Source organism: Mycobacterium sp. NGS35 (assembly GCF_059812855.1).
Genome location: NZ_JCALDL010000010.1, coordinates 100,390 through 114,304, shown reverse-complemented (window position 1 = coordinate 114,304; position 13,915 = coordinate 100,390). Strand labels below are relative to the sequence as shown.

General features: G+C 67.4%; 11 protein-coding genes. 3 read left to right on the top strand and 8 right to left on the bottom strand.

Features of this window, described 5'->3' with window-relative positions; translation table 11 throughout:
- Window positions 1-16: 16 nt before the first annotated feature.
- The 7 genes from AC5Y4C_RS16520 to glf form a co-directional block, all read right to left on the bottom strand.
- Window positions 17-910 (bottom strand): alpha/beta hydrolase-fold protein, encoded by an 894-nt coding sequence (locus AC5Y4C_RS16520; RefSeq protein ID WP_499947875.1) that lies wholly within the window; start codon window positions 908-910, stop codon window positions 17-19.
- A 136-nt stretch (window positions 911-1,046) separates the two neighbouring features.
- On the bottom strand, window positions 1,047-2,033 hold the full coding sequence (locus AC5Y4C_RS16515) for an esterase family protein (RefSeq protein ID WP_499910897.1): 987 nt from the start codon (window positions 2,031-2,033) through the stop codon (window positions 1,047-1,049).
- A gap of 238 nt (window positions 2,034-2,271) precedes the next feature.
- Window positions 2,272-4,197 (bottom strand): terminal beta-(1->2)-arabinofuranosyltransferase, encoded by a 1,926-nt coding sequence (aftB, locus tag AC5Y4C_RS16510; RefSeq protein ID WP_499964796.1) that lies wholly within the window; start codon window positions 4,195-4,197, stop codon window positions 2,272-2,274.
- Complete coding sequence (locus tag AC5Y4C_RS16505) at window positions 4,172-5,089, bottom strand: decaprenyl-phosphate phosphoribosyltransferase (RefSeq protein ID WP_499910901.1); 918 nt, start codon at window positions 5,087-5,089, stop codon at window positions 4,172-4,174. The genes aftB and AC5Y4C_RS16505 overlap by 26 nt, the downstream gene beginning before the upstream one ends.
- Window positions 5,086-5,595: a phosphatase PAP2 family protein gene (locus tag AC5Y4C_RS16500; RefSeq protein ID WP_499964798.1), complete on the bottom strand. Its 510-nt coding sequence runs from the start codon at window positions 5,593-5,595 to the stop codon at window positions 5,086-5,088. Before AC5Y4C_RS16500 ends, AC5Y4C_RS16505 begins: the two co-directional genes overlap by 4 nt.
- Window positions 5,588-7,471 (bottom strand): glycosyltransferase, encoded by a 1,884-nt coding sequence (locus AC5Y4C_RS16495; RefSeq protein WP_499913732.1) that lies wholly within the window; start codon window positions 7,469-7,471, stop codon window positions 5,588-5,590. The genes AC5Y4C_RS16500 and AC5Y4C_RS16495 overlap by 8 nt, the downstream gene beginning before the upstream one ends.
- The gene (gene glf, locus AC5Y4C_RS16490) at window positions 7,468-8,688 is read right to left on the bottom strand and encodes a UDP-galactopyranose mutase (protein ID WP_499964800.1); all 1,221 of its coding nucleotides are present in this window, start codon (window positions 8,686-8,688) and stop codon (window positions 7,468-7,470) included. The genes AC5Y4C_RS16495 and glf overlap by 4 nt, the downstream gene beginning before the upstream one ends.
- A gap of 236 nt (window positions 8,689-8,924) precedes the next feature.
- Between glf and AC5Y4C_RS16485 the strand changes: the two genes are divergently transcribed.
- The 3 genes from AC5Y4C_RS16485 to AC5Y4C_RS16475 all read left to right on the top strand — a co-directional run bounded on the left by AC5Y4C_RS16485 (window position 8,925) and on the right by AC5Y4C_RS16475 (window position 12,436).
- Entirely contained in the window at window positions 8,925-9,839 is a 915-nt protein-coding gene (locus tag AC5Y4C_RS16485) for a hypothetical protein (RefSeq protein WP_499964802.1), read from the top strand.
- A 113-nt stretch (window positions 9,840-9,952) separates the two neighbouring features.
- The gene (locus AC5Y4C_RS16480; RefSeq protein WP_499964804.1) at window positions 9,953-11,551 is read left to right on the top strand and encodes an N-acetylmuramoyl-L-alanine amidase; all 1,599 of its coding nucleotides are present in this window, start codon (window positions 9,953-9,955) and stop codon (window positions 11,549-11,551) included.
- Window positions 11,552-11,683: 132 nt separating this feature from the next.
- The gene (locus AC5Y4C_RS16475; RefSeq protein WP_499964805.1) at window positions 11,684-12,436 is read left to right on the top strand and encodes a hypothetical protein; all 753 of its coding nucleotides are present in this window, start codon (window positions 11,684-11,686) and stop codon (window positions 12,434-12,436) included.
- 200 nt (window positions 12,437-12,636) lie between these two features.
- Here the strand turns inward: AC5Y4C_RS16475 and AC5Y4C_RS16470 are convergent, their stop codons facing one another.
- The gene (locus AC5Y4C_RS16470; RefSeq protein ID WP_499964807.1) at window positions 12,637-13,887 is read right to left on the bottom strand and encodes an HNH endonuclease signature motif containing protein; all 1,251 of its coding nucleotides are present in this window, start codon (window positions 13,885-13,887) and stop codon (window positions 12,637-12,639) included.
- Window positions 13,888-13,915 lie beyond the last annotated feature (28 nt).

The following is a 13,915-nucleotide window of genomic DNA, read 5'->3' as shown; positions in this document are numbered from 1 at the left end:
GCCGCCGCGTCGTCAGCTACCTGATCGCGGCCACCAGATCCCCGGTCATCGCGGCGAGCTGCGGCCCCCAGCTAGACCAGTCGTGGTTGCCGCCGGCCGGGAAGTCGAAGTGCCCGTTGTGGCCGCCTACCTGGCGGTAGTGCTGGTAGAAGAAGCGGTTCATGCCTTGGGCCTGGTCGCAGTAGCCGATCATCGCGGGCTCGTCGCTGCACGTCAGCGTCTGGGGGCTGAACACCCACAGCCGGGTGTTGTTCTGCACCAGCAACGAGATGTGCACGTCGGGGTCATGCCACTTCCAGCGGCCGAGCTGGGGCAGGCCCCACATGTTGCGGGTGTCGACGCCACCGAATCGCATCAGCCCGTCGGTGATCGCGCCGTTTTCGGTGGTCCGAGACGGCGTGAGGAAGCCCGACATCGAGCCGGCGTAGCTGTACCGGTCGGGGTGGAAGGTGGCCATCGCCACCGCGCCGTAGCCGCCCTGCGCGGCGCCGACGATCGCGTGACCGTTGGGCGCCAATCCCTTGTTGGCGGCCAGCCAGTTGGGCAGCTCGTCGGCCAGGAAGGTCTCCCACTGGCGGCTGCCGTCCTGCTCCCAGTTGGTGTACATGCTGAACGCGCCGCTGGCGGGGGCGGCCACCGAGACGCCCTTGCCGGCCAGCGTGGTCATGGCATTGCCGACCGTGACCCAGTTGCTGACGGCGTCCCCGGCGTTGAACGCGTCGAGCAGGACGACCGCGTGCGGGCCGCCGGCGAGGAAGGCGACCGGGATGTCGCGGCCCATCGCCGCCGAGGGCACCATCAGGTACTCGACGGCGTCGGCTCTGGCGTTCGGTGAGACCGGGGCGGCGAACAGGCCGATTCCGAGGATGGCTGCGGCCAACACGCGGAACAGCACCCCTGCAAGCTTCATAGCCACCCTCCCTGCCGTCGCCGAATCCGCAACGTAGTGAACCACATCACGCCGACCCCGCGACACATAACTCCTGGCGCAGAAACGAGTAACGGCGACGACCGGATGGTCGCCGCCGCTACTCGATAGCGTGCTTCTACGCGGTGGGCGTAGCGCCCAGCACCCGCTGGATGTCGGGCTTCATCGCAGCCAGCTGCTGGCCCCAGTAGGCCCAGCTGTGCGTACCGGCCTCGGGGAAGTTGAACACCCCGTTCTTGCCGCCGGCGGCGATGTAGGCGTCCTTGAACGACTTGTTCGTCCGCAAGGTGAACCCTTCGAGGAACTTGGCGTTGAAGTCGCCGCCACCCAGCTCGTTGGGCTTGCCGTTGCCGCAGTACACCCAGATGCGGGTGTTGTTGTCGACGAGCTTTTGGACGTTGACCATCGGGTCGTTGCGCTTCCACGCCGGGTCGCTGGACGGGCCCCACATGTCCTCGGACTTGTAGCCGCCCGCGTCACCCATCGACAGGCCCACCAGCATCGGCCACCAGCCCTCGGACAGGTTCAAGAAGCCCGACAGGGAGGCCGCGTACGGGAACTGCTGCGGGTAGTAGATCGCCAGCGTCAGCGCCGCCGAACCGGCCATGGACAGACCGACCGCCGCGCTGCCGGTTGGCTTCACCTGGCGGTTGGCCGCCAGCCACGCCGGCAGCTCCTGGGTGAGGAACGTCTCCCACTTGTAGGTCAGGCAGCCGTTCTTGCCGCACGCCGGCTTGTACCAGTCGCTGTAGAAGCTGGACTGGCCGCCGACCGGCATCACCACGGACAGGCCGGACTGGTAGTACATCTCGAACGCGTTGGTCTCGATGTCCCAGCCGTTGTAGTCGTCTCGCGCCCGCAGGCCGTCGAGTAGGTAGACCGCCGGCGAGTTGGCGCCACCGCTTTGGAACTGAACGCGGATGTCGCGGCCCATCGCGGGCGACGGCACGTCCAGGTACTCGACCGGCAGACCGGGCCGGGAGAACGCACCCGCAGTCGCCGCGCCTCCGACGACGCCGACGAGGCCGGGCAGCAGCGCGGCCGCCACGGCGGCGACCGTCAGCCGGCGCGCCCAGCGGCCGCGCATCTTCTCAACGAACTTCATGAATATGTCCATCCCATCCTTTAGAACGCGCAACGACGGCGTCGGACGCCGTCGTGTCCCGGGTAGTCAACCACACCGTCGGTGCAGACCTGTAACCGTGAGCCTCGGGCTGACCCAGATGTGGGAATCGTCTCCCATGTAAGGCAGAGGCCGGTTCACGCCTTCCGTCGACATCCATTACGATGCTCACCGCGCCGTTGCGGTTTCCCCGACCCGAACGAAACCCGCAGCTCAGACGCTACGGGCCCGTCGCCGGTAAGCCAGTGTAAGGGGTGCCACGCAACGGCGGTTCACTCAACCCGCAGCGCAACAGCTCATAGCGCGGCACGCGGTCGATGCGGTAGCTCGTGAACTGATACGCGTGCACGACGTTGGACAAGAAGCGGCGTAGCGTCAGCGGTCCTCTGATCGACGTCAACACCGCGTCTGTGCTCGGGCATTTCAGGGCCGCTCTGGCTTGCCGGACCCAGTCCTCGTCGAGGTACGTCGGCAGATACGGGTGCTCCTCGAGCCACGGCCCCTCGGCCACCGCCCAGTCGGGGAACAGGTTCTTGTCGTGGCCGATCCGGGCGTCCTCCAGCCGCGCCGTGTGGGCTGCGAGCGGGTTCGCCAATCCGATCTGGTCGATCACGCGCACGTCCAGGCCGACATTCATGCCCAGCATGCCGAGATTGGTGAAGAACACCGTGTGCGGGCCGGGCTTGGGCGGATTCGGGCCCAACGCCACCGGATCGGCCGGGACGACGTCCCACTGCGTGTAGTTGCCGGACGGCAGCAGTAGCGCGCCGTCCGGGGTGTTCTCGATTGCCTCCAGCACCGCCCGCATGCGCGGATAGTCGAGGTAATCGGCGGCCGTCAGCGGATGGGCGTGACCGGTGGCCTGCGCGTAGAACCGCCGCTCGTCGACGATCCCCGTGTAGGTGACCCGGGTGGCGTCGGCACCCATGCCCGGCGAATTGGCTGCCCACAGCGACCAGCCCACAATCGCCAGCCACACCGCGGCCGTGGCCCCGGCCAGCACCGTGCCGGTCTCGCGGGACAGGCGCAACCGGTCGGGCAGCACCAGCGGGATCACCGCGACAGGGGCCAGCAGACAGAACATCGGCGTCAGCAACACCCGCCCGTGCATGAAGTCGCCGCCCTGCCGAATCCAATAGAGCGCTTGCAGCAGCCCGCTGACGACGATGAGGACGACGACGGCGGCCGGGCTCTGCACCAACCGGGCGGCGCGGCTCCGGGGCTCGGTGTCGCCGTCGTTCACCCACCAGGCGCGGCTGCGGCCCGCGAGCACCAACACCGCCAGCCCGACCGTCAGGACCGCCGGGATCCACAGCGCGTACGGCCCGTTGAAGTTGGCCAGATAGACGAAGCCCTGCGACCACTTCTTTCCTGAGGCGTCCTTGGCCAGCGCCGTGCCGGGCACTAGCAGCGCGTAGTAGCCCATCCGGAAGATCTGGTAAGCCACCGGCAGCAGGCCGCCCGCCCCGACAATCAGCACCCGCACGCCCCAGTCGCGCGCGGCGATCAGCATCATCACCAGCGCCAGACCGCCGATCAATGCGAGCTCCGGACGGACCAGCACCGAGAGCCCCGCGACGAACGCCAGCGCGGCAGTGAACCCGCGGCCGGTCTGCTTCTGCTGACCCCAGCACACCAACATCCACCACAGCAGCCCGAGATACGCCAGCACCAAACCGTTTTCCAGACCGGAGGTGGCGAAGTCGCGCGCCGGCGGCACCGCGATGTACACCAGCGCACCGGCCGGCAGCAGTAAGGCCCGACGCCCGAGCAGTCCCGGCGCGTAAAGCCGTGCGGTACCGACCATCACGAAGACCATGCCCAGCACGGACAGCGTCAACGCCAGCACCAGCGCGACGTACTCCAACCGCACCGGGCCGCCGACGAGCGCACCCAGATACACCAGATACGTCCACACCGTAGACGTGTTGGCCTCTACCCGTTCCCCGACGTTGAACACAGGGCCATTGCCCGCCAACAGGTTTCGCACTGTGCGCAGCACGATGAGCCCGTCGTCGGCGATCCAGCGCCGCTGCCACGCGCCCCAGCCGAACAACACGGCGACCACCACCACGCTGACCCACAAGCTCGCCTGCGCGGTCAGCTCCAGCCGACGCGCGCTAACGGACGAAGACGGCCGCACCAACTGTCCCGATCCACAGCAATGCCAGGAACTGCAAGACCCGGTCGCGCAACGCGATCTCTTCCGGTTCGCCGGCCATGCCGCCGTCGACATCCACTGCGTAGCGCAGGATCGCGATGGTGAACGGGATCATCGAGATCACCCACCACGAGCCGGAGCCGCCGTCGCGCTGGAACGCGAACAGCCCGTAGCACAACACCACCGCGGTCGCCGAAAGCGTCCACACGAACCGCAGATAGGTTCCGGTGTAGCTCTCCAGCGACTTGCGGATCTTGGCGCCGGTGTGTTCGGCCAGCTGCAGCTCGGCATAACGCTTGCCGGCCACCATGAACAGCGAGCCGAACGCCATCACGAGCAAGAACCATTGCGACAGCGGGATCTTCGCGGCGGCGCCACCGGCGATCGCGCGGATGAGATACGCCGACGAGACGATGCAGATGTCAAGCACCGCTTGATGTTTCAAGCCGAAGCAGTACGCCAGCTGGATCCCGATGTAGACGGCCATCACGATCGCGAGGTCCGTGTTGACGAACACCAGCGAAATCACCAGCGACGCGGCACCGAGCACCACCGCCAGGGTGTAGGCCAGCCACTCCGGCACCACGCCGGCCGCGATCGGCCGGAACCGCTTGGTGGGGTGCTGACGGTCGGCGTCGACGTCACGGACGTCGTTGACCAGGTACACCGACGAGGCCGCCATGCAGAACACGACGAATGCGATCGCCACGTCGACCAGCACGCCGCGGTAGTCGTACTTGACGTCGCCGCCCAGCGCCGCCAGCGGTGCGGCGAACACCAAGACGTTCTTCACCCACTGGCGAGGCCGGATCGCGCGGATCAGGCCGGCGATCAGGTTGTCGGGCGGCCGTGTCACCTCTGGCGCTTGCTCGCTCATGCGCTGTTCCCGATCTTCTTGAAAACCTGTCCGACCACTGCGCCGACCGCCACCCCGGTCAGCACGTCGCTGGGGTAGTGCACCCCGAGCACCATGCGCGACAACGCCATCGGCGGAACCAGCAGCACCGGCAGCGGCAGACCCGTCAGCGGTGCCATCAACACTGCGGCCGCGGTGGTGGAGGTGGCGTGCGCCGACGGAAAGCTCAGCACGCTGGGAGTGCCGACGTTCACCGCGACCGCGGGATGCGCGGGACGACGCCGACGCACCACCCGCTTGATCAGAACCGCGGCGGCGTGCGCGACGAACGCACCGGCACCGGCGAGCAGCCACTCACGGCGACGCTGCGGTTGCGCGACAGCGCCGGCAGATGACAGCACCAGCCAGCCGGCGCTGTGCTCGCCGAAGTGCGACATCGCGCGGGCCACCGCGACCACGCCCGGGCGCGCGAGCGCGGACTGCACGGCCACCAGCGCGGCCACTTCGCCCCGGGGTTGGTCAACCATTGCTGCTCACCGCGGGCAGAAGGACCGATTCCCAATTCTGGGTGCTGGTCAGCATCGGCAGCGCGTCCCGGTACACCCGGCGCATCTCGTCGAACCGACGGGCCAGCGTGCGCTGCCGGCGCACCGACTGGCGCAGCAGTGAGAACATCTTTCGCCGGTCCCGCTGCCGGTAGACCACCCCGCGGCTGTCGGCGGTGGTGACGGTCACGCCGTCGACGTTGCACAGCAGAAACCATCGCGAGTCCTGGGTGGGCACGTTCAGCTGGGGCCGCTGGTGATGTGCGGGGTCGGCCTTTGTCAGCTGGTGCAGGATGCCGTGGGCCAGCCGAATTGCTTTGGCGGGGGCGGTTTTCGGCTCGGCGACTCGGCCCACCATGCCCGACGGCGGCGGCAGCGCGGTCGCCGAGGGCAGCACCACCGCGTCGGGATACTGGCGGCGGATCTGATGCACGGCAGGCAACGCCGATTCCAGGATCGAGAAGATGTGCTCAGGGCCCGCGAGGAAGTCGTCGATCGCCTTGTTCTGGATCGCAACGGTCGAATACTCAAGGCAAAGAAGGTGTTTCAGCGTGGCTTTGAGCATGCTGCGTAACAGCCCGCGCACGTCGCCGTCCCAGTGCAGAGCCGCGACCACCAGGCGGTTGCGCAGATGGAAGTACGCCTGCCAGTCGATGGCGTCGTCCTTGTCGCTCCAGGCCATGTGCCAGATCGCGGTGCCCGGCATGGTCACCGTGGGGTAGCCGTGCTCGGCGGCGCGCAGTCCGTAGTCGGCGTCGTCCCACTTGATGAACAGCGGCAGCGGCTGGCCCAACTCGTCGGCCACCTGTCGCGGGATCATGCACATCCACCAGCCGTTGTAGTCGACGTCGATGCGACGGTGCAGCAGCTTGCTGTCAGGGTGATTGCCGCGCAATGGTTTCCGGGCGAAGTCGTGGTCATACTTGGCGTGCGGTGCGTGCGTCCACATGAACGTGCCGCGGTCGACCACCTCGCCCATCACGTGCAGGTGCGACGGGTCTTGAAGATTGAGCATCTGCCCACCGACGAGCGTCGGCGTTTTCGCGAACCGGTTCATCGCGAGCGCACGCAGTACCGAGTCGGGCTCGATGCGTACGTCGTCGTCCATGAACAAGATCTGTTGGCAGTCGGTGTTTTTCAGCGCCTCGTACATCACTCGGCTGTAGCCGCCGGAGCCACCCAGGTTGGGCTGGTCGTGGATCGACAGGCGCTGGCCCAACGCAGCGGCGGCTTCGGCGAAGCCCGGGTGGTCACGCACCTTTGCGGTGCCCTGATCCGGCACGATAACTGCACCGATAACGTTGTCCACCAACGGGTCTGACGTCAGTGCCCGCAGCGACTGCACGCAATCGGCCGGCCGGTTGAAGGTGGGAATGCCGACCGCGATGTTCGCGACGCCGGGCGCGGGCACGGGCGCGAACCAGCCCGCGCTGTGCAGAGTGACCGCGCTATCGGTGGTGATGTCGAACCAGATCCAGCCGCCGTCCTCGAACGGGCCCAGGTCGATCTCGAATTCGACGGTCCGCTGATCGCCGGAGAATTCACGGCCTTCGACGTAGATCCGTGCGCCGGTGGCCTTGCTCCGATACACGTCGACCCGGCCCGTGCCGCTCAGCTCGGCGCGCAGCACCACCGACGTCAGCGTGGACCAGCGTCGCCAGTAGCTGGCCGGAAAAGCGTTGAAATACGTGGAGAACGACACTTCCGACTCGCTGCCGATCTGCAACGCGGTGCGGCTGGCGGCGTGTGCGCGGCGGGCGTTGGTGGCCGACTCTTCGATGTAGAGCTTGCGCACATCCAGAGGCTCGCCGGGGCGGGGCAGGATGACGCGGGCCAGCAGGCTGACGGCCTTGGTCATTCCCCGGCGCTTTCGGCAAGTGGCGTGCCATCGCGCAGGTGCGGGGCTAGTACGTTGTCGAACATGGACAGCGCGCTGGCGATCGCCATGTGCATGTCGAGGTATTGGTAGGTGCCCAGCCGACCGCCGAAAAGCACCTTGGCCGTAGCGGTTTCGGCTTTCGCACGGGCGCGGTATGCGGCCAGCAGCGAACGGTCGCCGTCGGCGTTGATCGGATAGTAGGGCTCGTCGTCGTCCGCGGCGAACCGCGAATACTCGCGCACAATCACGGTCTTGTCGGCTGGATAGTCGCGCTCCGGATGGAAGTGGCGGAACTCGAGGATCCGGGTGAACGGCACGTCGATGTCGTTGTAGTTCATCACCGGAGTGCCCTGGAAATCACCGATTTCGAGCACCTCGGTCTCGAAATCCAAAGTGCGCCAGCCCAATCGGCCCTCGGCGTAGTCGAAGTAGCGGTCCAGCGGCCCGGTATAGACCACCGGCGCGTCGGGACTGGCCGCCCGCAGTTCGTCGCGCACGTCGAACCAGTCGGTGTCCAGACGCACCTCGATGCGCTCGTCGGCGGCCATGTTCTGCAGCCACGCGGTGTAGCCGTTGACGGGCAGCCCTTCGTAGGTGTCGTTGAAGTAGCGGTTGTCGAAGGTGTAGCGCACCGGCAGCCGGGTGATGTTGCCGGCGGGCAGCTCCTTCGGGTCGGTCTGCCACTGCTTGGCGGTGTAGCCCTTGATGAATGCCTCGTAGAGCGGGCGGCCGATCAGTGAGATCGCCTTCTCTTCGAGGTTCTGCGCGTCGGCGGTGTCGATCTCGGAGGACTGCTCGGCGATCAGCCTGCGGGCTTCCTCGGGTGAGTAGTAGCGGCCGAAGAACTGCGACACCAGACCCAGACCCATGGGGAACTGGTAGGCCTGACCGTTGTGCATCGCGAACACGCGGTGCTGATAGCCGGTGAACTCGGTGAATTGGTTGACGTAATCCCACACTCTCTTGTTGGAGGTATGGAAGAGGTGGGCACCGTACTTGTGCACCTCGATGCCGGTCTGTGGTTCGGGCTCCGAGTAGGCGTTGCCGCCGATGTGCGGCCGCCGTTCGACGACCAGCACCCGCTTGCCCAGTTGAGTAGCCACCCGTTCGGCGATCGTCAGGCCGAAGAATCCGGAGCCGACGACAAAGAGGTCGAAGGGCCCGGAGGCCACGCGGTCGACATCACGTGAGGTCATCGGCAGCTAGGGTATCGGACCTTCACTCCCAAACCATTTCGCCAGGCTGCAGCGGTCGACGCGGGCAGGTCGCGATTGCCTTACGATTCCGTCTCGTCACTCTAATCACAAGATTCACATCCGTACCATCGGGAACGTTGGTATTGGCGGGTCGGCGCAAGTCGTCGTCCGCGGGTGCTGACCCGTAGTTGCACCTACTACGCCGACGATTTGTTGTCCAGATTGAGGAGACTTCCGTGCCGAACAGACGCCGACGCAGGCTCTCCACAGCCATGAGCGCGGTCGCCGCCCTGGCCGTGGCAAGTCCATTCGCAGTGACCGCTGTGTCTGAATTGACCGCGCAGAGTGCGCCCGCCCCCCAGCAGCACGACTTCGTGCAGGCGGCGATGGTGACCGATCTGCCCGGGGAGATCATGTCCGCGCTGCAGTCCAGTCTGTCGCAGTTCGGGATCGTGGTGCCCAACATGTCCGGCATCCTGGGCTCGAGCAGCACGCCGTCGGCGTCGCCTCTGACGTCGCCGGGCGCGCTCACCGCCACGCCAGGCAGCTTGACCGCGCCGGGGCTGACGGCGACGACGCCGGGCCTGACCGCGCCGACACCCGGTCTGACGACGCCGACGCCGGGGCTCACGGCGCCCGCGCCCGGCCTCACCGCTCCTACTCCGGGACTCACCACTCCGACGGCACCGATCACGTCGCCCCAGTCGGTGCTCGGTGACGCCGCGCTGGCGAACCCGACGCTGACTCCCGGCGCGGCCACGGCCGCGACACCGGCGGGCACCGCGACGGTGACAACGCCCGGTCTGACCACTCCGTCGACCGGCTTGGCCCCGGCGCTGACCAGCCCGCTCGGCACCACGCCGGGGCTCACGGCGCCGCCGGGAGAGGTTCCGATCAGCGCACCGCTGGGCCCGGACCCGCTGAGCGGCACCTATCCCATCCTGGGCGACCCGTTGCTGGGCGCCGCGACGCCGGCCGCAGCGCCGGCCAGCGGAGGGCTGCTGTCGGATCTGTCCAACGCCGCGTCGCAGCTCGGCGCCAGCCAGGCGATCGACCTGCTCAAGGGCGTGGTGGTGCCCTCGATCATGCAGGCGATCAAGTCGGCAGCGCCTCCCGCTGCTCCGGCGCCGGCTCCCGCGCCGACCCCTTAAGACCGCCCGGCCAAACGGCACCGCAGAGAAGGCGAGCTCTGCGGTGCCGTTACCGTGCGCGTAACGGTGTGTCGTAACACTGGTAACAATTGGCACATACGTAACATCGGCTCGTGGGATGCCGCCCTGCGCCGTCGCTGCTGTTCACCGCAGTTGTGGCGACGGCCCTGCTGCTGCCGTGGGCGATCAGCGGCGTGCCGGGCGAGCAGCCGGCCAAGACACCGCGAGCCGACGACACCGCGCTGGCCCAGCAGCCGCTGACCGACATCGGCGCCGGCGAGACGATTCACGACGTCAGCCAGGCGACGCCGTTTTCGTTGGTGGCGCTGACGGGCACAGACGCACACACCACGGCGAGGGTCCGCGCAAAGCGCCCCGACGGCAGCTGGGGCCCGTGGTACGACGCCGACACAGACGAGTACGCCGGTCCGGACGGGGCGGCCGCGCCGCGCGGCACCGAGCCGGTGTTCGTCGGGCGCACCACGGCCGTGCAGATCGCAATCAAACGCATGGCCGCCCCGGCGCCCGCGCCGAAGGCACCACCGCACGATCTCGGCTACATCCCCGCCAACGTCGAGCAGCCTTTCGGCCAGACCGTCAACGCGGTGCTGATCACGCCGCCGCAGGCACCGTCCGACCAGTTCGCCATCCCGACCGCCGTCACGCCGCCGGGGCAACCTCCGGCGATCATCGGTCGCGCGCAGTGGGGCGCCGACGAGTCGATGCGGTGTGGTCAGACGGTGTACGACAAGGGAATTCGCGCGGCGGTGGTGCATCACACCGCGGGCAGCAACGACTATTCACCGCAGGACTCGGCTGAGATCATCCGGGCGATCTACGCGTACCACACCCGGACGCTGGGCTGGTGCGACATCGCCTACAACGCACTGGTGGACAAGTACGGCCAGGTGTTCGAGGGCCGCACCGGCGGCATCACCAAAGCGGTCCAGGGCACCCACACCGGCGGCTTCAACGTCGACACCTTTGGCGTGGCGATGCTCGGCACCTTCGACGCGGTGCCGCCGTCTGCAATTCAGCTGCGCACACTCGCGCGGCTGATCGGCTGGCGAATGTCGCTCGACGGGGTCGACCCGCGCGGCACGGTGACGCTGACGTCGGCGGGCGGCGAATTCACCAAGTTCCCCGCAGGTGCACCTGCGACCTTGCCGACGATCTTCTCGCACCGCGACGTCGGCGCCACCGACTGCCCGGGCAACGCCGCCTACGCGGAGTTGAACCACATCCGCGACATGGCGGCCCGGTTCAACGACCCCCCTGGGCCGCAGGATCTGGCGGATTCGCTTCAGGGCGGCGCGATCTATGCGCGCTGGCAGGGGCTTGGTGGGATGAACAGCTGGCTGGGTCCGCCCACCTCACCTGAGTCACCGGCCGACGGGGGCGCCCGCTATGTGCGGTTCGCGCACGGCGCGGTGTACTGGTCGCCGCGCACAGGCGCCAATCCGGTCGGCGGGGCGATCTACGACGCGTGGGCCGAACTCGGGTACGAACGCAGCCCGCTGGGCTTGCCCACCAGCGGTGAGATCAGCGAGCCGCAATGGGTGGTGCAGAACTTCCAGCACGGCACGCTGAACTTCGACCGGGAGAGGCCGCGGGTCCTTCAGGTGATCGACGGTCTGGCCTACGAGGTGTCGCCGCCTCCGGCGACCGGGCCACCGCCGCAGCTGGAGCGGTTCAGCTCCATCAACCGGTAGGGCGTTTCGGCGTGGCTCGTGCCCATCCCGCTCGCTTGCCTGTTTGCTGGTAAGTAGAATTGGCACGTGGTAGATAGTCATTCAAGGTGCTTCAACTGCGGTGATGATGGTCCGGCAGAACAAGCCCGTGATTTGCTGGCTGCATTGAAGACCAGCGGATTGCCGGTCCCGGAGGAGTTCGGTTTCGATGTGTTGCACACCTTCTCGATGGACGGATTGACCGACCCTGGGGAAGAAGTGCACGTCTTAGCCAATGTCCGCGAACCGTCGGCGCGCTTCACTGAAGGCCTGCTGATCGCCTCTCGCGGGCGCGTCACGTCGCTATTGCTGGCCGGCAGTAACGGGACGGTTGGGTACGGCGTGGTGTTGACCGAAGACGACGCGGTGCAAGTGGGCCCGAGGCCCGGATGGTCGACGCGCGAGGAGTGGCTGGAGGTGGCGGTTGAGACGGCGGTGCGGATGTTGATGCGACGCAACGCGAGCCGGGATCCCGCCTTCCAGTACGACCGGGTCCGCGCCGACGAGCACCTAGCGTTGGTGGAATTCAAAACCCGCACAGGGTGTCCGATTCGGGTCCGTAGTTGGCGCGTCGCAGAAGTATCCGACGTGCCCGGGGTCGATGGCGCACGGATTGAGCTGTGGACCGGGATCGTGGCCGACGGTGTGATCACCTATTCCGCCATCGCGGCGGGGTACCGGCCCGACGGCAGCATCGCCGCGCTCGCGTGCATCGAGGGCATGCCGTCGGCGCAGGACATGGCGTTCCTCGGCGTCTTCACTTCCGACGGTTCTCACCGCAACTTAGGGCCGACGGTACCGGACGGCGACTTTCTCAGCACCGCAACGCCTTTGCTCGTTCCTTACCTCACCGCGCCGGATCAGTAAGTCCTCGGCTCAGCGCACAATGGTGCGCACCGTCAGGGCGGATTGCGATGAGGATGCTCCGGGGGCGCGGGCCAGTGGCGGTTGTGCACGTTGCATTTCCAGTGGCGCGGTAGCAGTGGGTGGCCGGAGCGAATTGGTTGGTGTCGCAACCTGTTTGAGCGTCTCTGCGGTGCCGGCAGGCGACCGGGTAGAAGGGCACCTCAGTTGTTGGTCGGTGGTGGTTGGGGTTGGAAGGGTTGGTACCACCACCACTGGGCGCGCTCACCGGTGGGTCCGGGGCAGGGTGGCACCGCGGGCGGGGGTTGGGTCGGCGGACGCGCCAGCGACCCTGCGTTGAGTGGTCGCCCGGCGTGGTCGGTGACGACGAGCGCGTCGGCGGGCCCGGTGATGGTGATCTGGCCGCGATGGTGCAGCCGGTGATGATGCGGGCACACCAACACCAGGTTCGCCAACTCGGTGGCGCCGCCGTCCTCCCAATGCCGAAGGTGATGGGCGTGCAACCCGCGGGTGGCCCCACACCCGGGCACCACACAGCTGCGGTCACGATGCTCGAGCGCGCGGCGCAGCCGCCGGTTGACCACCCGGGTGGTACGCCCGGCGCCGATGGGCTGCCCGTCGCGTTCGAACCACACCTCACAGGTGGCATCACACGACAAAAAGCGGCGCTCGGAATCCGACAACACCGGCCCCAGATGCAGCGCCGCGACACGGTCTTTGACATCCAGATGCATCACCACGGTGGTGTGCTGGGCGTGCGGGCGGCGCGCCACCTCGGCATCCCAGCCCGCCTCCACCAGCCGCATGAACGCCTCCGCGGTATTGGGCAGCGGCGGCGCCTGATCGCCGGCGCTGTCGCCGTGGTCGGATTTCCAGTCGCCGATCAACCCATCCAGATGTGACGCCAACGCGGCGTCGAATTTCGCCGCCTCATCGTGCGGAAGCCTGATCCGATAACAGCTGAACGCGTCGTTGGTGGTTTTGGTAATCGAGCGCTCCGGCTCGCGCCGTGGCTCGGGGTCGGGTTGGGGTCGCGGTTCGAGCTTGACCGCGGTGCGCAACTGGTTGACCGTCGCGACGCCGGCCAGCTGCGCATAATGCTCATCAGACCCCTCACCCGCGTGCGCGGCGATCACCCCGACCTGATCCAGCGACAGCCGGCCCTCCCGCAATCCCTGCACGCAGCGCGGAAACTCCTCAACGCGTTGCGCGACAGCAGCGATGGTGTGCGCGTTTCTCGATGACGTGCCCAGCTTCCAGGCCACCAAGGCCGGTACCGACCGCGCCCCGGTCGCACCCCACAGCCCGTCCCGGTCGATCTCGGCGACGATCTGCACGATCCGCCCGTCAATCGCATTACGCTGACCCGCCAACTCCGCCAACTCGTCGAACAACACCTCAAGACGCTGCGCAGGACTCACCGCAACAACGGCCGACGACGCGATCGAGGACATAACGACAGCATCGCACCCACCACCGACA